Origin of the sequence: Halalkaliarchaeum desulfuricum, from assembly GCF_002952775.1 — an archaeon.
Classification (GTDB): domain Archaea; phylum Halobacteriota; class Halobacteria; order Halobacteriales; family Haloferacaceae; genus Halalkaliarchaeum; species Halalkaliarchaeum desulfuricum.
Genome location: NZ_CP025066.1, coordinates 1271603 through 1291986 on the forward strand (window position 1 = coordinate 1271603; position 20384 = coordinate 1291986).

19 protein-coding genes are annotated in these 20384 nt (G+C 64.4%); 7 read left to right on the top strand and 12 right to left on the bottom strand.

The window, feature by feature from the left end; genetic code table 11:
• Positions 1-43 precede the first annotated feature (43 nt).
• The 6 genes from AArcSl_RS06305 to AArcSl_RS06330 all read left to right on the top strand — a co-directional run bounded on the left by AArcSl_RS06305 (position 44) and on the right by AArcSl_RS06330 (position 5863).
• Positions 44-1123, top strand: coding sequence for an aminopeptidase (locus AArcSl_RS06305; protein ID WP_119816551.1), 1080 nt, complete (start codon positions 44-46; stop codon positions 1121-1123).
• A 44-nt stretch (positions 1124-1167) separates the two neighbouring features.
• Positions 1168-1794 carry a hypothetical protein gene (locus tag AArcSl_RS06310; RefSeq protein WP_119816554.1) on the top strand — a complete coding sequence of 209 codons (627 nt, stop codon included), beginning with the start codon at positions 1168-1170 and terminating at the stop codon, positions 1792-1794.
• A 98-nt stretch (positions 1795-1892) separates the two neighbouring features.
• Positions 1893-2996 (top strand): branched-chain amino acid ABC transporter permease, encoded by a 1104-nt coding sequence (locus AArcSl_RS06315; RefSeq protein WP_217563506.1) that lies wholly within the window; start codon positions 1893-1895, stop codon positions 2994-2996.
• Entirely contained in the window at positions 2993-4339 is a 1347-nt protein-coding gene (locus AArcSl_RS06320) for a branched-chain amino acid ABC transporter permease (protein ID WP_119816559.1), read from the top strand. Before AArcSl_RS06315 ends, AArcSl_RS06320 begins: the two co-directional genes overlap by 4 nt.
• Positions 4332-5159, top strand: coding sequence for an ABC transporter ATP-binding protein (locus AArcSl_RS06325; protein ID WP_119816562.1), 828 nt, complete (start codon positions 4332-4334; stop codon positions 5157-5159). The genes AArcSl_RS06320 and AArcSl_RS06325 overlap by 8 nt, the downstream gene beginning before the upstream one ends.
• Positions 5159-5863, top strand: a complete 705-nt coding sequence (locus AArcSl_RS06330) for an ABC transporter ATP-binding protein (RefSeq protein ID WP_119816565.1) — start codon at positions 5159-5161, stop codon at positions 5861-5863. Before AArcSl_RS06325 ends, AArcSl_RS06330 begins: the two co-directional genes overlap by 1 nt.
• Positions 5864-5908: 45 nt before the next feature.
• On the opposite strand, the gene AArcSl_RS06335 is transcribed toward AArcSl_RS06330, so the two are convergent.
• A complete protein-coding gene (locus AArcSl_RS06335) occupies positions 5909-7126 on the bottom strand; it encodes an ABC transporter substrate-binding protein (RefSeq protein WP_119816568.1) in 1218 nt (405 codons plus the stop codon).
• A 199-nt stretch (positions 7127-7325) separates the two neighbouring features.
• On the opposite strand from AArcSl_RS06335, the gene AArcSl_RS06340 reads away from it, so the two are divergent.
• Entirely contained in the window at positions 7326-8669 is a 1344-nt protein-coding gene (locus AArcSl_RS06340; RefSeq protein ID WP_119816571.1) for a sodium-dependent transporter, read from the top strand.
• 82 nt (positions 8670-8751) lie between these two features.
• Here the strand turns inward: AArcSl_RS06340 and AArcSl_RS06345 are convergent, their stop codons facing one another.
• The 11 genes from AArcSl_RS06345 to mnhG all read right to left on the bottom strand — a co-directional run bounded on the left by AArcSl_RS06345 (position 8752) and on the right by mnhG (position 20384).
• Positions 8752-9552, bottom strand: a complete 801-nt coding sequence (locus tag AArcSl_RS06345; RefSeq protein WP_119816574.1) for a ZIP family metal transporter — start codon at positions 9550-9552, stop codon at positions 8752-8754.
• A gap of 78 nt (positions 9553-9630) precedes the next feature.
• Complete coding sequence (locus AArcSl_RS06350) at positions 9631-10137, bottom strand: hypothetical protein (protein ID WP_119816577.1); 507 nt, start codon at positions 10135-10137, stop codon at positions 9631-9633.
• Between the two features lie 99 nt (positions 10138-10236).
• Positions 10237-12150 (bottom strand): Na(+)/H(+) antiporter subunit D, encoded by a 1914-nt coding sequence (locus tag AArcSl_RS06355; RefSeq protein ID WP_119816580.1) that lies wholly within the window; start codon positions 12148-12150, stop codon positions 10237-10239.
• Positions 12151-12187: 37 nt separating this feature from the next.
• Positions 12188-13636: a proton-conducting transporter transmembrane domain-containing protein gene (locus AArcSl_RS06360; RefSeq protein WP_119816583.1), complete on the bottom strand. Its 1449-nt coding sequence runs from the start codon at positions 13634-13636 to the stop codon at positions 12188-12190.
• Positions 13633-15099, bottom strand: a complete 1467-nt coding sequence (locus AArcSl_RS06365; RefSeq protein WP_119816586.1) for a proton-conducting transporter transmembrane domain-containing protein — start codon at positions 15097-15099, stop codon at positions 13633-13635. The genes AArcSl_RS06360 and AArcSl_RS06365 overlap by 4 nt, the downstream gene beginning before the upstream one ends.
• On the bottom strand, positions 15096-16955 hold the full coding sequence (locus AArcSl_RS06370; RefSeq protein WP_217563507.1) for a Na(+)/H(+) antiporter subunit D: 1860 nt from the start codon (positions 16953-16955) through the stop codon (positions 15096-15098). Before AArcSl_RS06370 ends, AArcSl_RS06365 begins: the two co-directional genes overlap by 4 nt.
• The gene (locus AArcSl_RS06375) at positions 16952-18580 is read right to left on the bottom strand and encodes a proton-conducting transporter transmembrane domain-containing protein (protein WP_119816589.1); all 1629 of its coding nucleotides are present in this window, start codon (positions 18578-18580) and stop codon (positions 16952-16954) included. Before AArcSl_RS06375 ends, AArcSl_RS06370 begins: the two co-directional genes overlap by 4 nt.
• Complete coding sequence (locus AArcSl_RS06380; protein ID WP_217563508.1) at positions 18573-18935, bottom strand: sodium:proton antiporter; 363 nt, start codon at positions 18933-18935, stop codon at positions 18573-18575. The genes AArcSl_RS06375 and AArcSl_RS06380 overlap by 8 nt, the downstream gene beginning before the upstream one ends.
• Positions 18932-19423, bottom strand: a complete 492-nt coding sequence (locus tag AArcSl_RS06385; RefSeq protein ID WP_119816592.1) for an MnhB domain-containing protein — start codon at positions 19421-19423, stop codon at positions 18932-18934. The genes AArcSl_RS06380 and AArcSl_RS06385 overlap by 4 nt, the downstream gene beginning before the upstream one ends.
• Positions 19420-19992 carry a DUF4040 domain-containing protein gene (locus AArcSl_RS06390; RefSeq protein WP_119816595.1) on the bottom strand — a complete coding sequence of 191 codons (573 nt, stop codon included), beginning with the start codon at positions 19990-19992 and terminating at the stop codon, positions 19420-19422. Before AArcSl_RS06390 ends, AArcSl_RS06385 begins: the two co-directional genes overlap by 4 nt.
• Complete coding sequence (mnhG, locus tag AArcSl_RS06395; RefSeq protein ID WP_119816599.1) at positions 19989-20384, bottom strand: monovalent cation/H(+) antiporter subunit G; 396 nt, start codon at positions 20382-20384, stop codon at positions 19989-19991. Before mnhG ends, AArcSl_RS06390 begins: the two co-directional genes overlap by 4 nt.

Here is a 20384-nt window from a genome sequence, read left to right on the forward strand (position 1 = left end):
CCGTTTCGCAAGGTGTATGTCCCAGCCCTCGAACCGAAGCGGTATGGACCCGCGCGTTCGCGAACACGCTGAGATCATCGTCGATCACTCGACCGGAATCAAGGCCGGCGACGACGTCGTCATCCAGATGCCGCCGGAGGCCGAGGACCTCGCAGTCGCGTTGCACGAACTGTGTGGCGATCGCGGTGCCAATCCGGTGTATCTGAGCCACTCCGAGCGCGCAGATCGTGCGTTCCAGCGGGCGAGCGAGGGATTCGAACTCCCGGAACACCGGCTCGCGCTGTACGAGGAGACCGACGTTTTCGTCATCTCGCGGGGCGGGGCGAACGTCACTGAAAAAAGCGACGTGGACCCGGAGACGACCGCGAACTACAACCGGGCGTTGGAACCGGTCAAGAACGAACGCCTCTCGAAGACCTGGTGTCTCACCCAGTACCCGACCAGCGGTCACGCGCAGTTGGCCGGGATGAGCACGGAGGCGTACGAAAACTTCGTGTGGGACGCGGTCACGCTGGACTGGGACAAACAGCGGGACCGACAGGCGAACCTCGAGGAGATCCTGAACGAGGGAGAAGAGGTCCGGATCCGATCGGGCGAGGAGACAGACCTCACGATGTCGATCGCGGGCAACACCGCACTCAATGATTACGGCGAGGCGAACCTGCCGGGAGGCGAGGTGTTCACCGCCCCGGTCCGGGAGAGTCTCGAGGGAACCGTCCACTTCGACATGCCCTTGTACCGGTACGGCCGGGAGATCGAGGACGTCCGGCTCCGGTTCGAAGAAGGGAAAGTCGTGAGCCACAGCGCCGGACGGAACGAGGACTTGCTCGAAAGCATCCTCGACACCGACGAGGGGTCCCGATACGTCGGCGAACTCGGGATCGGAATGAACCGGGCGATCGACCGGTTCACCTACAACATGCTGTTCGACGAGAAGATGGGCGACACCGTTCACATGGCCGTCGGATCCGCGTACCCCGACACGGTCGGTGACGAAAACGAGCGCAACGAGTCTGCCGAGCACGTCGACATGATCGTCGACATGAGCGAGGACTCGACCATCGATGTCGACGGCGAAACGATCCAGCGGGACGGCACCTTCGTTTTCGAGGACGGGTTCTAGCGCGAGCGAACAGGCTCTTTTAGCTGCGGCGCTTCGGATGTCGCATGCGAGTCACCCGACGGGGCGTGCTTTCGACTCTCGGCGGGGCAGCAGCGGTCGGTTCGGCAGGCTGTCTCGGAGGCGCCGGGAGGGAGCCGGAGGGGCCGGCCGGAACGCCGGCGGAGTTGGTCTGCGAGGAAGACGAGTTTCGACGGCTTGAGCCCCCGTTCGACGAGGACGAGGTGTCGTACACGACTCTCGTTGCGGACGGTGAGCCGCTGTTCGAACTGGCACTCGACGGCCGGACGATCTCCTATGGAAGCTCCGTCCGGATCGCCCTCCGAAACCGGACCGACGAACCGCGAGAAACCGGCCCCATGAGTGCGTTCAGTCTCCAGCGGGACACCGAAGCCGGCTGGCAGGACGTCCGGGGAACGACCGACGGATCGGCCGACGATCCGTTCGAGGGGGATACAGACGAAGCGGAAGCGGAAACCGTTCACGCCTCCGGCGAGGGGTTCGTCTGGGATCTCACCATCCGCGAATCCGATCTCGTCGACGTCGTGGAAACCGAGTCGTCGCATCCGCTGTCGGTCTGTCCGCCGCTGGGAACCGGATCGTACAGGTTCGTCTACTGGGGAATCCCCGAGGGCGCGATCGCCGAAGAGTTCACGGTGGTCGGTCCAGGCTAGCCACGGACGGGAAATCGTCCAATCCCGCTATCCTGCGGCGGGAAAAACCGGCACGTAGCGTGAAGTATATGTCGTCTGGGGGAAGTACCTTGACACGAATGAACATATCAAGGTTGAAGGAGCGGGTCGAGGACCCGACCGCTCAGGAGCTGTTCGGGTTCTTGCTCCTTTTGGGGATCGTGGTTTTGACGCTGGATCTCGTCCGGCTTGTTTTCGTCGGTGAACTTCCGGTGTCACGGCTCTCGTCGCTCCTGTGGAACGGTATCGTCGACTCGCTGTACATCGGTCTGGCGGCGATCGGGCTGTCAATGACGTACAGCATTCTCCGCTTTGCAAACTTCTCGCACGGAGATCTGATCACCGTCGGAGCGTTCGGCGGCTGGACCGTCGCCTACCTGATCGGCGGAATCGGCGCTGCGGGACTGGGCAGCAGGCTGTTGCTCGACGCCGACGGCGGTGCACGGGCCGGTGACCTCGGAATGAGTATCGTCGGCTCCCCGCTTGCGATCGTAGTGGGGTTGATCGCGGCGGCAGTGTTCACGATCCTCGTCGCGCTGGCGATCGATCGCCTCGTCTACAAACAGCTCCGCGATGCTGGCGGGATCACCCTACTCATCGCCAGCGTCGGCGTCGCACTGGCACTGCGATACATCGTGGCGATCATCTACACGCAGGACTCGCGGGGAGTCGTCGCATCGGCACCGTTCTGGGAGCCGGCGTACCTGCCGGTCGATCGGATCAATCTCCACGAAATGACGCTCGTGCTCTCCGCTGTCGCGTTGATCGTCGGCGTCCACCTGTTGCTCCAGTACACCAAGCTCGGGAAGTCGATGCGGGCGATGTCGGACAACAGGGATCTCGCACTCGTGACCGGAATTTCCACCGAGCGGGTGATCACGGCGACGTGGATCATCGGCTCCGGTCTCGCCGGGGTCGCCGGCTACCTCATCGTACTCGACCGGTCACAGATCACCATCAACCTCGGCTGGTTCCTGTTGCTTTTGATCTTCGCGGCGGTGATCCTGGGCGGGATCGGCTCGATCTACGGGGCGCTCGCGGGGTCGCTCGTCATCGGGATCACCATAAACCTCTCGCTGGTCTGGATCCCAGCAGATCTCAACGAAGTGGCCGCGTTCGCGCTGATGATCCTCGTGTTGATCTTCAAGCCCGACGGCCTGTTCGGGGGGGTGGAAACAGCATGAGCAACGAACCCGACAACGGAGCGCCCGACAACGGAGCGCCCGACAACGGAGCGACCGACAACGGGGAACCCGAAGAAACACTCACGGCCAGCGTCGGTCGGTGGAAATCCGACCTCAAGCTCGTCGTCGGACTGGTCTTTGCGACGTATCTCGCCTTCGGTCTACTCGGGATACTCACCGGCGTTTCGGTCAACGAAACCGCCGGCTTCCTCCAGACGGTGACGTTCTTCGCGGCGGTGTTTGCGCTTCTGACGCTCGCACTCAACCTCCACTGGGGGTACACTGGGCTTTTCAACATCGGCATCGCGGGGTTCATGGCGGTCGGCGTCTACACGATGGCGATCTTGACGGCGTCCCCGGACGGGACGCCCGCCGGATTCGGCCTCCCGATCCCGATCGGCGTGATCGGCGGGACGATCGCGGCGGGGCTCGTCGGCGCCGTCATCGCGCTCCCGGCGTTGCGGGTTCGGGCCGACTACTTCGCGATCATCACGCTCGGGTTCTCCGAGATCGTCCGACTGACGATCACCTCCGGGAGCCTCAGACGGATCGAGGTCGGCGAGCGGATCTACGGGACCGGCGGCGGCAGCGGAATCCGATACACGCCGGTCGATACGGTCGTTCCGTGGTTGCTCGACTTCTCGGTGCTCGGGTATCTGGGTGAAGTCCTGTACGGGATCGGCGCGGTGGTGGGCGTCTCGCAATCGATCATCAACCGGGTGCTGTACGCGCTGGTCATCATCACGTTCGTCCTGTTGTTTTACCTCCTGTTGCAGCGAATCGCCAGATCGCCGTTCGGGCGAATCCTCAAGGCGATCCGCGAGGACGAAATCGTCGCCAGGTCACTCGGGAAGGACACCCAGCGAGCGAAGATCAAAGTGTTCACGCTCGGGTGTGCGTTGATGGGACTGGCCGGCATCCTCTGGATCGGCAGCCGGTCGCTGGTGACCCCCGAGAGCTTCATGCCGGTCGTGACGTTCTACATCTTCGTCGCCCTGATCGTCGGCGGCGCGGGATCGAACACTGGAAGCGTCGTCGGCGGGTTCGTGTTCGCGGCGTTTCTCTGGGAGGGACCCAGGTTCGTTCGGACGATCCTCCGGTCCAGCCTCGACGTTCGATCGCCACCGACCATCTACGACGCGTTCGTCGAACTCGCCGCGCTGGACCCGATGCCACTCGTCGGCTACGTCGTCGGCAGCCTCGACGAGATCCGGTGGGTGCTGATCGGGGTCGTGCTGGTGCTGTTGATGATCTATCGCCCGGAGGGGCTGATGGGCGATCGCAAGGAGATCGCCGCTGCGACGGACCTATCCCGGCCCGGGAGGGGTGGTTCCGATGAGTGAATCCACGCAGGCGACGGCGGGAGAAAAAGACACAACCGAAAAAAGAGTTGCCGATCCCGTCCTGCAAATCGAGGAACTCGACAAGCGGTTCGGGGGGATCGTCGCGGTCGACGGCGCGAGCTTCGCGGTCGAACGCGGATCGATCACGGGGCTGATCGGTCCGAACGGGGCGGGTAAATCGACGACGTTCAACTGTATAACTGGAGTCCACCGGCCCGATGGTGGCTCGGTCGTCTTCGACGGGACCGACATCACCGGCGAAAGCCCCGAACGGATCGCCAATCGGGGGCTCGTCCGAACGTTCCAGATCGCCCGCGAACTCCCCGAAATGACTGTTCTGGAGAACGTCATGCTCGGCCCGAAAGGCCAGCTCGGGGAGTCGATCTGGCGGTCGGTCGCTCCGATAGCGAGAGGAAACGTCATCGAGCAGGAAGAGGAGCTCCGAGACCAGGCGTGGGAGACGCTGGAGTTCTTCGAGATCGACCACCTCGCCGAAGAGTACGCCGGCAACCTCTCGGGGGGGCAGCGGAAGCTACTGGAACTCGCTCGGGCGCTGTCGACCGATCCGGAGATGCTGCTTCTCGACGAACCGATGGCGGGGGTCAACCCCTCCCTGGAGCGGAAACTCCTGGACCGAATCCACGATCTCCAGGAGGAGGGATACAGCTTCCTGCTCGTGGAACACGACATGGACGTGATCATGGAGCACTGCGAACACGTCGTCGTCATGCATCAGGGGCAGGTGCTCGCAGAGGGGCCGCCCGCAACCATCAAGTCGAACGAGGAGGTCATCGAGGCGTACCTGGGAGGTGAGATCTGATGGCGCTACTCGAGGTCGTGGATCTCGACGCCGGGTACGGGGACCTTCAGATCCTCGAGAGTGTCGACCTCGTCGTCGAAGACGGGGAGTACGTGACGATCGTCGGTCCGAACGGCGCCGGAAAGTCGACGGTGATGAAGTCGATCTTCGGGCTCACCAACCTCATGGGCGGCTCGGTGGTGTTCGACGGCCAGGAGATACACGACCTCCGCCCCGAACAGATCATCCGCACCGGAATCGGATACGTACCCCAGAGCGACAACGTGTTCCCGTCGCTTTCGGTGCTGGAGAACCTCGAGATGGGGGCGTACATCCTGGACGAGGTTCCGGAGGACCGGCTACAGCGGGTGTTCGATCGGTTCCCGATCCTCGAAGAGCGGAAGGCCCAGAAGGCCGGCACCATGAGCGGCGGCCAACAGCAGATGCTCGCGATGGGTCGGGCGCTGATGTTGGACCCGGACCTGCTGATGCTGGACGAACCGAGCGCGGGGCTGGCCCCGGACCTCGTCGACGACATGTTCGACCGGATCGACGCGATCAACGACGACGGGACCGCTGTCCTGATGGTCGAACAGAACGCCAAGGAGGCACTGCGTCGGTGTGACCGCGGCTACGTGCTGGTGCAGGGACAGAACCGCTACGAGGACGAGGGTGACGCGCTGCTCGCCGACGAACAGGTTCGACAGGACTTCCTCGGCGGGTGACTTCGGGCGTTCGGAAAAACTGGACGTTCGACGTTCGACGTTCGACTACAGTTCGAACTGTGTGGTGACGGTGTACCCGTCCATGTCGAACTCGAAGATGTCGAACGTCGCGGCGTCGAGGTCGCCGTTGTCGTCGAACACGATCTCGCTTGAGGCCCCTTGATACTGTATTTCCTCGCCGTCGAGGGCCATTTCGAGTCCGTCAGCGAGCGTCGACGGGGTCACAACCTCGCCACCGGGGTTTGCGACCTCCCGTACCTCCGCGCTGACTGCGGGGCCCGAGAGTTCATCCGCCCGGAACTGTGCGAGGAGGTGTACCGCCGTCGCGTCGTACGCCTGCGAGGTAAACACGCCGGGGCTACTGCCGAACTCCTGGTTGTACAGTTGGTCGAACGTCTCGCGACCCGGTCCGACCGCCGCCGGTGCCGTCCCGATGACGTTCTCCATGGGATTGTCGACGTCGCCGGGGAGGTCGTGACTCTGCATCCCGTCGGCGACCATCACCAGCGTGTCGTCGGGATCGAAGTTCTCGTAGAAGTCACGGAAGATCTGTTCGCCGCTGTCGGGATAGCCGACAATGTACAGGAGGTCCGGGTTGTCGCCAAGCACCACCTCGAGCGCGGAGTCGTAGGACGGTTGTTCGGCTTCGAACGCCTCCTGTTCGTACACCTCCCCACCCAGGTCCTGGTAGTTCGCGACGAACGCGTCGTTCAGTCCCTGCCCGTAGTCGTTGTTCAGGAAGAACGTCGACGCCGTTTCCAGTCCACGGTCATCGTAGGCGAGTGTCGCCGCCGCGACCCCCTGCAGCGCGTCCGTCGGACAGGTCCGGAGCAGAAACTCCCCGGGCATGTCCGTGATGTCTGGTGACGTGCTCGCCGGGGAAATCCCGACGACCTCCTCCGGGAAATACACGTCCTGTGCGACGGCGATCGTGACCCCCGAAGAGGCGGCACCTGTTATCGACGGGAAGCCGGCATCGACCAGCGCCTGCGCGCGTTCGATCCCCACCTCTGGTTCGGTTTCGGTGTCCTCCCGACGGATCTCGATCTCGTAGGGCACGCCCTCGTCTTCGAGCTGGAGTCCCGGAAGCGCACCGCCGTCCTGGATGGGCGCACCCAGGTCGCCCAGGTCGCCGGTGGCCGGCTGTAGCACGCCCACCCTTGCGTCGTGGTCGGCGTCGCCAACACAGCCTGCGACCCCGACTGTCAGTCCGGCGGCTCCGATACCCTTCAACACGCTTCGTCTGCTTGTCTTGTGTGACATACTCACACTATTGACAGGGAGACACATATTTAATGACTTCGATGGTAGCGTCGATATCTGCCGGCGATAATATCCCAACCCTTTCACTTCACAAACCTTCGCTATGCGGGTTTCTCACGGTTTTATCATCGATCAGTAGCCGAAACGAGGGCGGCATGCAGAGGTTTTTTAATCGACACCGGTGCACAGACAGGTTGGGATGTCATCCACTGACAGAGAACAATGGGCGACGCGCATCGGCTTCATCCTCGCGGCGGTCGGCAGCGCCGTTGGGCTGGGAAACATCTGGCGGTTCCCGTTCCAGGTCGGGCAAGAGGGCGGAGCCGCCTTCCTCGTCGTGTATCTCGCGTTCATCATCCTCATCGGACTGCCGGCGATCCTCGTCGAGTTCGTGATCGGCCGTCGGTCCGAACGGAACCCGATCGACGCCTTCGAGCGGCTCGGATATCGGGCGTGGACGATTGCTGGCCTACTCGGCGTCCTGGGTGGATTCATCATCATGTCCTTCTATTCCGTCGTCGCAGGATGGGTCACCCGGTACACGCTGGCGAGCGCGACGGGGGCGTACTTCGCCGAGCCGGCGGAGTACTTCATGGATATCGCAGCGGGTACCGACGCCCTGCTATTCCACCTGTTGTTTATGGGGCTCACCGCGATCATCGTCGGATTGGGGATCCAGCGGGGGATCGAGATGGCAGTGAAGCTCCTTGTTCCAGCGTTGGTCGCACTGATGGTACTGCTGATCGTCTACGGGTTCACGTTGGACGGTGCCGTCCAGGGATACGCCTACTACCTCTCGCCGGAGCCGGGCGCGATCGCGGCCAACTGGACATCGATCCTGCCGGCCGCCGCGGGACAGGCGTTTTTCACCCTCTCGTTGGGGATGGGGATCATGATCACCTACGCCTCCTACATCGACGACGAACGGAGCCTCGTGGGTGACGGCGCCTGGATCGTCGGCCTCGACACCGCGATCGCGATCATGGCCGGCCTGATGATCTTCCCCGTGCTGTTCACCATCGGCGTCGAGCCCGGCGCCGGCGGGGCGGGCGAACTGTTCATCGGCGTCGGGGGTGCAATCGCCGGGTTGCCCGGCAGCCGGATCATCGGCGTGCTGTTCTTCGGCACGGTCCTGGTGGCGGCACTCTCCTCGGCGATCAGCCTCACCGAGGTAACCGTCTCGTTCCTCATCGACCGGTTCGGACTCGACCGGCCGGTCGCCACGGGGATCGTCGCCGGCGGGATCTTCCTTCTGGGAATCCCGACGGCGCTGGATCTGATGGTGCTGGAGCTGTACGACCAGGTGACCGCGGAGCTGTTCCTCCCGCTTACGGTGTTCCTGCTCGTGCTGTTCGTCGGCTGGTTCTACGACGAGGCGCTCGACGAGGTGAGCAAGGGCGTGTCGGCAGACTGGCTGCCCGGCGCGTGGCTGTGGCACGTCCGGACGATCATCCTGGTCGTCATCGGCATCACGCTGATTCTCAGCATCCAGGGGCTGATCGAGACGCTCCCCGAGACGATCGAGGCGATCGAACTGCTGTGACCGGCTGACGACTGACGAATCCGCTGTTCCGTATCGTCGTCCTTGTTTGCCTTCGTTTCCCGGCCGCGACAGACAAGAACCATCAAAGCAGCGTCAACAGTCCCAACATCCCCAGAAATCCGACGCCGGTTCCGATAGCGAGTTCGGCGCGGCCGCCTCCAGGCAGCGCCTTGCCGGCGGTTACACCCGCCGGGAGGAACTCGGCGACGACGAGGTACAAAAGCGCACCCGCGGCGAAGCCGAAACTCACCGGGAGCAACTCCCTGAGGCTCGCAGTCAACACGTACGCGCCGACCGCCCCGATCGGCTGCGGGAGTCCGGAAAACACCGCCCAGCCGACGACCCGCCACCGCCCCATCCCGGAGGCGACGAGCGGAATCGCGATCGCCAGCCCCTCCGGCACGTTGATAATCGAGATCGCGATCGCCATCGAAACCGCAAGCGTCGACACCGCGAACTCACCGACGACGAAGGCGGTAGCGGCGTCGATGTCGGCGAATGCGACGCCGACTGCGATACCCTCGGGAAGACTATGGAGCGTGAGCACACCGACGACGAGAACCACCGTCCGGCGATCGGGGGACGCATCGGAGCCGGTGAACAGGTCGTAGTCTTCGAGCAATCGGTCGACGGCGTAGACGAACCCGACGCCGGCGAGACACCCCGCCGCGACGTGTACGAACTCTCCGTCTGCGGCCCCCTCGACGAGCAGTCCGAACGACGCAGCCGACAGCAACACGCCGGCGGCGATCCCCCACAGCACGACCAGCCACCGCCCGGTGATCTCCTCGGTGAGAAAGAACGGGAGCACACCGAGTCCCGTCGCGAGCCCCGTAACGAGCCCCGCAATGAAGACGACCATCAACTCGCCGAACAGTAGCATCGTTTGGCGGTTCCGCCGCCCGGGATAAATAGCCGGCCGTCTCGCGTCCGGTTCGACAGCCTCCGGAACCGCCGTGTGCTAGGCCGTCTCCGCGAGAGGATAGCGGTCCTCGACCGGCTTCACGACGTACTCGATCCCCGCTTCGGACAGCAGATCCCTGATCTTCTGGACTCCCTTTTCTGCGTCGACCTCCCGAGCGCGGTAGTGCCGGATCGGATGCCGGATCCAGGACGGTTCCCAGTGAGCGTACACGTCGGTCGACTCCTCGTTCGGGCCGACGTACAGCGCGAGATGGAGCTGGTAGTGGCTCCGGAACGTCCCCCGGGGATAGCACACCCAGCTGGCGACAGTCACTTCCTCTGGAGCGGCGTACTCCCGTCGCTTCAGCGAAGAGACGACGTTCCTGACGAACCCCAGCCGGTGGAGTTCCGCCTCGAACAGTGCGTAGGGCTGTCGGACCGTGAGCGCGTACTGGTCGTGGGGAGTCGTCCGCTCGGCGTACAGCCCCAGAATCGAAAACGGGGCGTGCAACAGCGAGGCGACGTGCTGTCGAACCCGCTCGAGAAACCGGAGTTCGTGTGTCATACAGGTACATTGGGCTCGATCGGCTTGAGCGTATGCTCGTCGCGTTGACGTCCGCGCTTCGCGTGAGAACCGCTCCTCGACTGCTGTCTGTGGGGGCACTCAAAAGTACAGCGCGAGCGCGATGACCAGCGCGAGAACAGCGATGATAACGATGAGGCTGTCCTCGATACTCAGGTTGATCCCGGTTTCGCTGGTGGGTGTCGAACGCCGGATGTTCTCATACGGGCCGAGCCACCGATCAGGTAGCCATCGAATCACCGCGTCCCGTGGGGCACGCACGATGCCGATGGCGTTCCGGATGTACCGATCGGCAACTTCATTTCCGATGTCGCGGCTATCCTGGTCCCTGACGGCTTCGATAACATCGTACACCTTCCTGTCGGTTGGCTCTTTGCCGATTCGTCGTCCGCCTCGGTGACGGACGGTGGCAAGGATCCGCCAGGCGGTCCCTACGGCCGACCGGTTGAGCGAGCCGGCCGCCCGCGCCACGGTTCGACTCGCGAGGCGCGTCCCGAAGAACGCGACCGGGTCGGTGACGCGATCGATGTCCCAGCCACCGTGGAGGCGTTGCAAGAGGGATCTGGTCGACAGGAAAGCAAGGAGGCCGACGACCAAGATGGCCGTCGCCTCCTGGAGGTGGCCGACCGAATAGGGGGTCGTCTCCCAGGCCTCCGGTGCAGGCAATAACGCAAACAACGCCTGATACCATACACCGAGGGCGATACACGCGAACGCTATCGCCCCGAAGACCGCGCGTTCGACCCAGGTTGCCGGCCTGATCGCGCTTGCATCACCCTTGAGGAAAGCGTAATACCCGAACTTGGCAAAGGACATCACGGTCCCGACCGCCCCAGCCAACAGCAACCAACGAAGCACCGGCTCCCCGGCATCAACGCTGGCATCGACAACCATTCCCTTGCTGACGAAGCCGTTGAACCCGGGCGCGGCGGTAATCGAGAGCGCGGCAACAAGGAAGGCCAACAGGATCGACGGACTCGTTCGCCCCAGGGCACCAAACCTGTCGAGCCTATTGTGACCGGTACGGAGAATGATCGCCCCGGCGACCATGAACAGCAGGCCCTTGTAGAGCACATTGTTGAAGAGATGGGCGAAGCCGCCGGCGACGCCGAGGGCGGAGCCCAGGCCGATGCCGGCGAGCATGTATCCGACCTGTGCCTGGATGTGATAGGAAAGCAGCCGGCGCATGTCCTTTTGGGCGAGGGCGTACGCGGCGCCGTAGATGGTCATGACGCCCCCGATGTAAGCCAGGACGAGGTTCCCCTCGGGAAACGTGCGATACGCGGCGTAAACGGCGGTTTTCGTCGTATAGGCACAGAGGAACACCGACGCCATCACGTGCGGGCGGGGATAAGTGTCGGGGAGCCACGTATGCAGGCCGATAACTCCGGCATTGATGGCAACGGCCCCACCGACCAGGAGGGTCGCCCCGGTGGTCGCCAGTCCAGCCTGGTCGAACTGGAGTGCAGCCGAATCGAGTCCCGAGGCATGCAAATGCGCGACGACACCGGCGACGAACAGCCCGCCGCCAAGGGCGTGCCAGAGGGCGTAGCGGTAGCCGGCCCGGACGGCGTCGCCCCCGTACAGCCAGACAAGAAGCGTGCTCATGATTGCCATAAGCTCCCAACCGATAACCAGCCCAAGCCAGTCTCCGGCGAAGACGGCAAACATCGCTGCTGCAACGTACCAAAGCGCCACCGAGAGGTGCCGGCGATCGGCCCCGGTCGCGTAGCCGAAGCCGACGGCCCCGGCGCCAAACCCGCCGAACACGAGGCCGACGACGCGGGAGACGGTGTTTACGTCGACGATGACGACTTCGAGTCCGAGAAATGGAACGGCCGGGCCGGTCACCGCCGGCACGAGCGCTACCCAGGCCGTTACACCGAGGAGGACGGCGGTCGCCGCCCCGTATCCTACCCTCCGTGGAACGAACAACACCACTGCGGCGATCAGGGCGACCGGGACTGCCGGCGGAATGGCTTCCGGACCGATCATCCGTTTCCTCCGTTTCGTCGCCGAGACGTCCGCCGAATCATGTGATGACGAGCACCTCCACGATCCACCGAGAGCCAAGCCCCAGAACGATCCCCAGAGCGGCCGCGGTGACAACGATGGCCACCATGCCACGGGTGACGCCGGGCCGTTCCGTGCGGTCCTCCCGATCGCTTCGGAAGTACATCGCGTTGATGAACGGTAGCGTGTACCCGAGGGTGAGCAACGTACTGACGACGACCAGGACCGCCACCAGGAAGGCACCCTCCTCGATCGCCCCCAGAGCGATGTACCACTTCCCGATGAACCCAACCGTCGGGGGCAATCCGATCATCGAGATGGCCAGCACGACGAAGGTACCCGCAAGGAGTGGCGCCCGTTTGGCTACCCCGGCGTATTCGTCGATCGTCCGTGCATCAAAGCGAAGGTACAACATCCCGGCGAGAATGAACAGGCCGCCTTTGGCGAAGCCGTGGCCGGCCATTTGAACGATCGCTCCCTGGAAAGCGGTCTCGTTCACCAGGGCGACGCCGACGAGGACGAGGCCGAACTGCGCTATCGTCGAGTAGGCCAACATGAGCTTGATATGCCGCTGGAACAGGGCCGCCAGATTCCCAACCAGCATGATACCGACCATCCCATACAGAAAGACGGTAACCAACGTGGGGTGGGTGGCCAAGAACTCGATCGTGAACCCGGTGACGAGTATCCGCAGGAAGACAAAGACCGCCAGCGCGGGCACTGCCCCTGAAATCAGGGCACTCACGGCATCCGGGGCGGCGGCGTGAGCGTCGGCCAGCCACCCGTGGAAAGGAAAGAGCCCGATCTTCATCGATAGACCGAGGAGTATCAGTCCGAAGGCCACCTGGAGTTGTGGATCCGTATAGCCGATCTCTGCGATCGCGTCGGGCAGTTCGGAAAGGAGGAGCGAATCCGTCCGGACGAACACCATCCCGACCCCGAGCAAGGCTACGATCCCCCCGCTCGCGGCGAGGAACAGATACTTGATCGCCGCAAAGGTGGCCCCTTCCTTGTCGCTGGCGGCTACCAGGGTGATGATCGTCAGCGAAGTAATCTCGAGGAACACCACCAGGTAAAACAGGCTCCCGATCACAGCGAGCCCGTTGATACTTCCAGCGAGCAACAGCCACCCCGTGTAAAACAGGGTACCGCGAGGGCCTTCGGTGCGGGTATACACGAGCGCACCGGCCATCATCGTGGAATTGACCACGACCAAAGTCGCCGAGACGCCATCGGCCAGGAACGGGACGACAGCAACCCCAAACACGTCGATAAACTGGAAACGGAGGGTACCGTGGTGGGCTACCTCGAGGGCGACGGGCAGCGATACAGCAACGGTAATCGAGAGGCTGATCGCAGCGATTCCCCAACCGCTTCGGGGGATTCTCCTCGGCACGAGCAGGGCAGCGATCATTCCCAGGTAAGGGATCGCGATCGCACCAGGGAGGGCCCAGCCAATCTCGATCATTTGACAAGCACCTGGATGGTTTCACGGAGTACTGTCTCGATCCACGCGGACATGAGGCCCAGACCGATCCCGACTACCGCGGCGAGGACGACCGCGACCACCATGCCGATCGTGACTTTCGATCGGTCCGGCCGGTCGTCGTCGAACGGGTGGAAGTACAGCCGGTTGATGAACGGTACCACGTACGCGAGCGTCATCACCGTGCTCAAAACGATGAGAACCGCGATCAGCCACAACCCCTCTTCGATGGCCCCCAACGCGATGTACCACTTCCCCATGAACCCGACTGAGGGAGGGAGCCCGATCATCGTGATCGAAAGGGCAACGAACGTCGCCCCCAGTACCGGAGCCCGCTTTGCCAGCCCAGCGTACTCCTCGAGCGTGTACGCGTCGAACCGGATCGCGAACATCCCCGCCAGGATGAACAGTCCGCCCTTGATGATCCCGTGGCCGAACATCTGCAGGATCGAGCCGAACAGCGCCCTCTCGTTTGCGATCATCAGTCCGACCACAATCAGCCCGAACTGGGAAATGGTCGAGTACGCCAGCATGAGTTTGATCTGCCGCTGGAGGATCGCGAAGACGTTTCCGATCAGGAGGCTGAGAATCGTCCCGTAGATCAGCCCCTCCGCAATGATCGGGTTGGCCGCGAGGAAATCGGTGGTGAACACCGAGTAGATCACGCGGACGAACGCGTAGACGGCGACCGCCGGCATCAGCCCCGAGATCAGTGCGCTGATCGCGCTGGGGGCGGCCGCGTGAGCGTCCGCCAGCCAGGTGTGCAGCGGAAACAGCGCGATCTTGAGCGCGAGACCGATCGTCATCAACGCGAAGCTCGCCACGACGACCGGGTCGGTGTACCCGACTTCGGCCAGCCGGATCGACAGATCCGCCATGTTCAACGTTCCGGTCGCCGCGAAGGCGAACGCGACCCCGAGGAGATACAGCATCGCGCCGACGGTCCCGAGAATCAGGTACTTGAACGCGGCGTACGTGGACCACCGGGACTCCGCAGAGGCGACGAGCGCGTATGCTGCGATCCCCATCATCTCGAGGAAGATGTACAGGTTGAACAGGTCGCCGGTGAGGATGATCCCCATCATCCCACCGGTGAGCAGCAGATAGCCGCTATAAAAGGCGTTCCCCCGCGGGCCGGCGGTCCGGGTGTATGCGAGCACGCCGAGCGCCATGAGGATGTCCAGGAGAAGTACCGTACCCGAGAAGGCGTCGGCGTACAGTTCGACCCCGAACGGTGCGGGAATACCGCCCATCTCGTATCGTATCGTGCCGACCGCCAGGATCTCGAGGAGGAGAACCAGGGTAAGGAAGAACGTGACACCGAGGGAGACCGCCGTGACCCACCAGCCGGCCCGGTCGTACCGGAGACTGGCGACCACCGGGATGACGGCGGACAAAATCGGGACGAGGATGATGACGCTGGCCAGCCAGGCGAGTTCGCTCACGCGAGCGCCACCCCCAGCGCGACCGCGATGACCAGCGCGGTCAGATACAGACACGACCGGAGGCTGAGCTTGGTTCCAGTTTCACCGGGCGTTCGCCGGGCACGTCGCCGGTACCGATCCTCGAATCCCGGGGGAAGCAGCCCAGCGATCGTCTCGACAGGTGCGCGGACGGCACGTCCCGCGGTCCAACCGACGGCGCTCGCCCGGTCGTCGACCACGCGATACGTCGCGGTGATGGCACCGACGAGCCATCGCATTCCGTAAAACGCCATCCGGTCCTGGAGGACGTCGACGTCGACACCACCGTGGAGTCTGTCGAGCACGCCTTTCGCCAGCACGAACCCGACGAGCCCGGCCGCCACGATCGCGAACCCTTCGATGAGATGGGACGTCGAATACGGATCCGTGGCCCATGCATCCGTCGCCGGCAACAGGGAGAACAGCACCCCGTAGTTGAGCCCGAAGAAGACGCAGGCGGCAGCGATCGCGAGTCCGACGACCGCATGCTGGAGTGAGGCGTCACGGAGCCCGTCGTCGGCTGTGTCCCCGAGACCGTCGTCGGTTGCGTCCCGTGTGTCCCGAAGACCCTCGTCGGATCCCTCCAGGAACGCGTAGTAACCGAATTTCGTGAACGACATCACCGTCCCCACGCCGCCGGCGATCAACAGCCATCGCAACGTCGGCCGGTTTGCCGCCACGCTCGCGTCGATCACCATCCCCTTGCTCACGAACCCGTTGAACCCCGGCACCGCCGAAATCGACAGCGCCGCCGCCAGAAACACGACGAGAACGACCGGGGCGGCGGTACCGATCGCCCCGAACTCGTCGAGCCGGTTCCGGCCGGTTCGGAGAACAACGATCCCCGCGACCATGAACAGCAGCCCTTTATAAAGAACGTTGTTGAACAGGTGCGCGAACCCGCCTGCGACCCCCAGCGCCGATCCGATCCCGATCCCCGCGAGCATGTACCCCACTTGCGCCTGGATGTGGTACGACAGCAGGCGACGCATGTCCTTCTGTGCCAGCGCGTATCCCGCCCCGTACACCGTCATCACTCCCCCGACGTACGCGAGGAGGAGCTGGCCGTCCGGGAACGCTCGATACGCGGCGTAAACGGCGGTCTTCGTCGTGTACACACACAGGAACACCGACGTCGCCACGTGCGGTCGCGGATAGGTGTCGGGAAGCCACGCGTGTAGCCCGATCACCCCCGCGTTTATCGCCACCGCCGTCCCGACCAACAGCGTCGGCAGCCCCGGCGCGATCCCCGTCCCGTCGAACTGGAGTGCAGCCGCCGTGAACCCACCGCCGGCCACGGTGTGAGCAGCGACCCCGGCGGCAAAGAGGCCGCCCCCCAGGCCGTGCCAGATCGCGTACCGGTAGCCCGCCCGGATCGCGTCCCCGCCGTGAAGCCACACCAGGAGCGTGCTCGAAAGCGCCATGATCTCCCAGCCGATCAACAGCCCGAGCCAGTCGCCCGCGAAGACCGCCCACAGGGCGGCAGCGACGTACCCCAGCGCCGCCGCGAGATGCCGCCGGTCGAACCCGGCGGCGTCGGCGTACAGGACTGCAAGGGCGCCAAAGCCCGCGAACGCCAGTCCGACCAGCCGCGAGACGTCGTCGACCGCGACGACGATCAGGTCGTACTCGAGGAACCGGACCGTCGCCCCGACTCCGTCCGGGAGCAGGAGGATCCAGCCGAGAACCCCGAACAGGACGAGCGAGGCCGTCCAGTGAGCCGCCCGCCGGGGGAGAACGAGCGCAAGCGCGGCAGCAACGAGGACAGCTCCGGCCGGTGGATACGCCGGAACGTCGACCGAGGCCGCCACCGTGAGAAGGTTCACCGGGTCGATCACGGACCGTCACCTCCCGTCGACAACTCCACGGCGAGACCCACGAGATCGTACAGCCCGGTCGCCCACGGAACGATCCCGAAGACGAGGACGAGCGCGAGCGTCGCGAGGATCGGCGCGAGCATGAGAAGCGACGTCTCGTCGGTCCACGACTCCACCCGCTGGAACTGCTCGCCGTCGGTCCCGCCATCACCGTCGGTCCACCCCCCACCGTCGGTTCCACGCTCGCCGCCGCCGAACGGTCCCTCGATGAGCGGCTTCGGGTCGGCGGTCTCCGGCGTCTCGAAGAAGGCGGCGGAGACGACCGGCCAGAAGTATGCGACGTTGAGAACGCCCGAGACGACGAACAGGGCGACGACGATAGCGCCGACCTCGAATCCGCCCTGGAGCAGGTGCCACTTGCTCGTGAAGCCGGCGAAAAGCGGGATGCCGGCCATGCTGGCGCTTGCGAGGGCGAACGCCCCCATCGTCACCGGCATCCGCGTTCCCACCCCGACCGCGTCGCTCACGTCGTCGACGTGAAGCTCGACGTGCAACGCCCCGGCACAGAAAAACAGCGTCAGTTTGGCGAACGCGTGTGCCGGCAGGTGGAGCAGTGCCCCGGTGATCGCCGCCGGCGTGAGCAAAGCGACGCCGAGCACGATGTACGACAACTGCGCGATCGTCGAGTACGCGAGCAGCCGCTTGATGTTGTCCTGTCGGAGCGCAAGCAGGCTCGCAAGCAGGATCGTCGCGCCCGCCGCGACCGCGAGCAGGACGGCCAGTCCGAGTGCCTCGGCAGTGGCGGGACCGAACACGTCGAGAACGGTTCGGGCGATGCCGAAGACCCCGGACTTCACGACGGCGACCGCGTGCAGCAGCCCCGAAATCGGGGTCGGCGCCACCATCGCGCTCGGAAGCCAGGAGTGCAGCGGCATCACCGCCGCCTTGACGCCGAACCCGACGACAAGCAGCGCAAACGCCGTCCGGGCGATCGTCGGATCCGCCCCGGCGAGACCGGCGATACCGCCGGAATCGAACGTCACCGTTCCGGCCGCCCAGAACACGACGAGCGTCCCGGCGAGGGCGACGACACCCCCGCTGAATGCGTAGACGAGATACTTGTAGCCGGCTTCTCTCGCGTTTTTGGATTCATCATGTGCGACCAGCGGATAGGTGGCAACCGTCAACAGCTCGTAAAAGACGAGCAACACGAGCAGGTTCGTGGCGAACGCCACCCCCATCGTCGCGCTCAGGCTTGCCGCGAGCCCGGCGAAAAAGCGCGTCTGTTCGTCCGCAGACAGCCCCCGCATGTAGCCGACGCTGTAGACGGCGGTAACGACGTACAGCCCGCTGGCCACGAGCGCGAACACCGTTCCCAGCGGATCCGCCTGAAAGGCGAACTCGACGCCGGGAACGAGCGTCCCGAGGTCCGTCGTCGGGCGTTGGCCGTCCAGAACGGCCGGAACCAGACTCGCGACGAGGCCGAACTTGAGAACGGCGACGACGACGGTCACCCCTTCTCTGAGGTTCGGCCACCGGCCGAGGCCCATGATGAGCAACGCCGCGACTCCGGTCACGAGGACGGCAGCGAACGGGCGCCAGGAGTCGACCGCGGCGGCTGCAGAAAGCGGGAGGACCTCATTCATCGGCGAGCGCCTCCTCGATCTCTCTCACGTCGGTGGTGCCGAACTCCGCATACAGGCGGATCACGATCGCGAGCGCGAGCGCGCTGAGCGACACCGCGATCACGATCGCGGTCAACACGATGACGTGGGTGAGCGGGTTGGCGTGAGGGCCGGGCTCGTCGACCAGCGGCGGATTGGCGCCCTCGACGTAGCCGATCGAGACGAACAGCATCAACACCGAAATCTGCATCAACCCGAGCCCGATTACCTTCTTTACGAGATGGGGATCGTCGATCAGCGTGTACAGGCCGATCAAGAAGACGGCGAGAAACAGAAGGTAGTAGTGATGGATGTCGGGAACGACGGGGTCGATCACGCGCGATCACCGCCCTCGTGTATCGGTTCTCGAAGGCCGGCTCCGATGACGAGAAACAGCCCACCGACCATTCCGCCCACGATGAGCCCGATCGCAACCTCGACGATCTCGACGACGATGGTCACCGGAATCGGAAAGACGAACACCTCCATGGTCGCCCCGCCCGCGACGAGCGATCCCGCGCTGAGGGCGCCGAACAGCCCGAATCCCACGAGGGCGCCACCGGTCACGATGCGGTCGTCGAGCCACTCGCGGGTCGGCTGGAGTCCGAACGCGAGCCCGAGGAGCACGACTGTCGCACCGACCACGACGCCGCCCTGGAACCCCCCGCCGGGAACGTGTGCGCCGTAGAGGATCAGATACCAGCCGTACGTCATCACGAACGGGGCCGTCGTCCGGGCCGCCGTCGTGATGACAGGACTGCGAACGTACGGAGGGTGGCTCGGTCCCTCCGAATCGGTGGCGGGATCCGGTTCGGGTTCCGTCACGTCAACACCTCCCGCTCGAGGACGATCAGGACGCCGACCGCGGCGGTGAAGACGACCACGGCCTCCCCGAACGTGTCGAGCCCACGGTAGACCACCAGCACCGCCGCGACCGCGTTCGACAGTCCGGTTTCCTCCAGCGTGTGTCCGACGTAGTAGCCGTAGGGAGTCAGCGAGCCGTCCGGATAGGTCTCGCTCACCGCCGGCGCCGTCGGGTCGCCGACGTCCGGAAGCCCGTTGATGGCAATCAAAAGCGGAACCGCCAACGCGACGATGACGGCGAGGGCACGGAAATTTATCGACCGAAAGAGCCCCGCTTCCTCCCGATCGGCGGCGGGAACCCCCCGGCTCGTCAGGATCACCGCGAGAACGTACAGCACAGAGAGGATGCCACCCCCGACCGCCGCCTCCGCCAGGGCGACGTCGGGCGCTGCAAGCAGGACCCAGAGCAGCCCGAGCCCCAGACTGAAGACTGCGAAGGTGGCGATCGCCCCCACGATGTCCTCGAGGAGTGCCACGAGCACCGCCGTCAAAAAGACGAACACCACCAGAACGAGTTCGACGAGGATCATGGCTCTGTCTCCCCTCCGTCGGCCGACTGTACACCGGTTTCTGCGCGGTGCTCGTCGGCCCGTGGCGAAATCAGTTCCCCCGATCCGTCTTCGGCCCTGCTCCAGACCGGCGCGTCCTGGAGATACGCCGCCCGGGAGATGGCGTGACTGGCGGTCGGGTTGGTTATGTAAATGAACACGAGTAACAGCAACACCTTGACGACAACGTACTGGACGCCGAAGTGCACCGCCGCCGCAGCCACGGCGAAGCCGGCCCCGAGTGTGTCGGCCTTCGCGGCGGCGTGTGCCCGGGTGTAGATGTCCGGCAGGCGCAAGAGCCCGACCGCGCCGACGAAGGTGAAGAAGACGGCGGCGACGGTGAGCCCGATCACGACCGCAGTCTGGACAGTCAT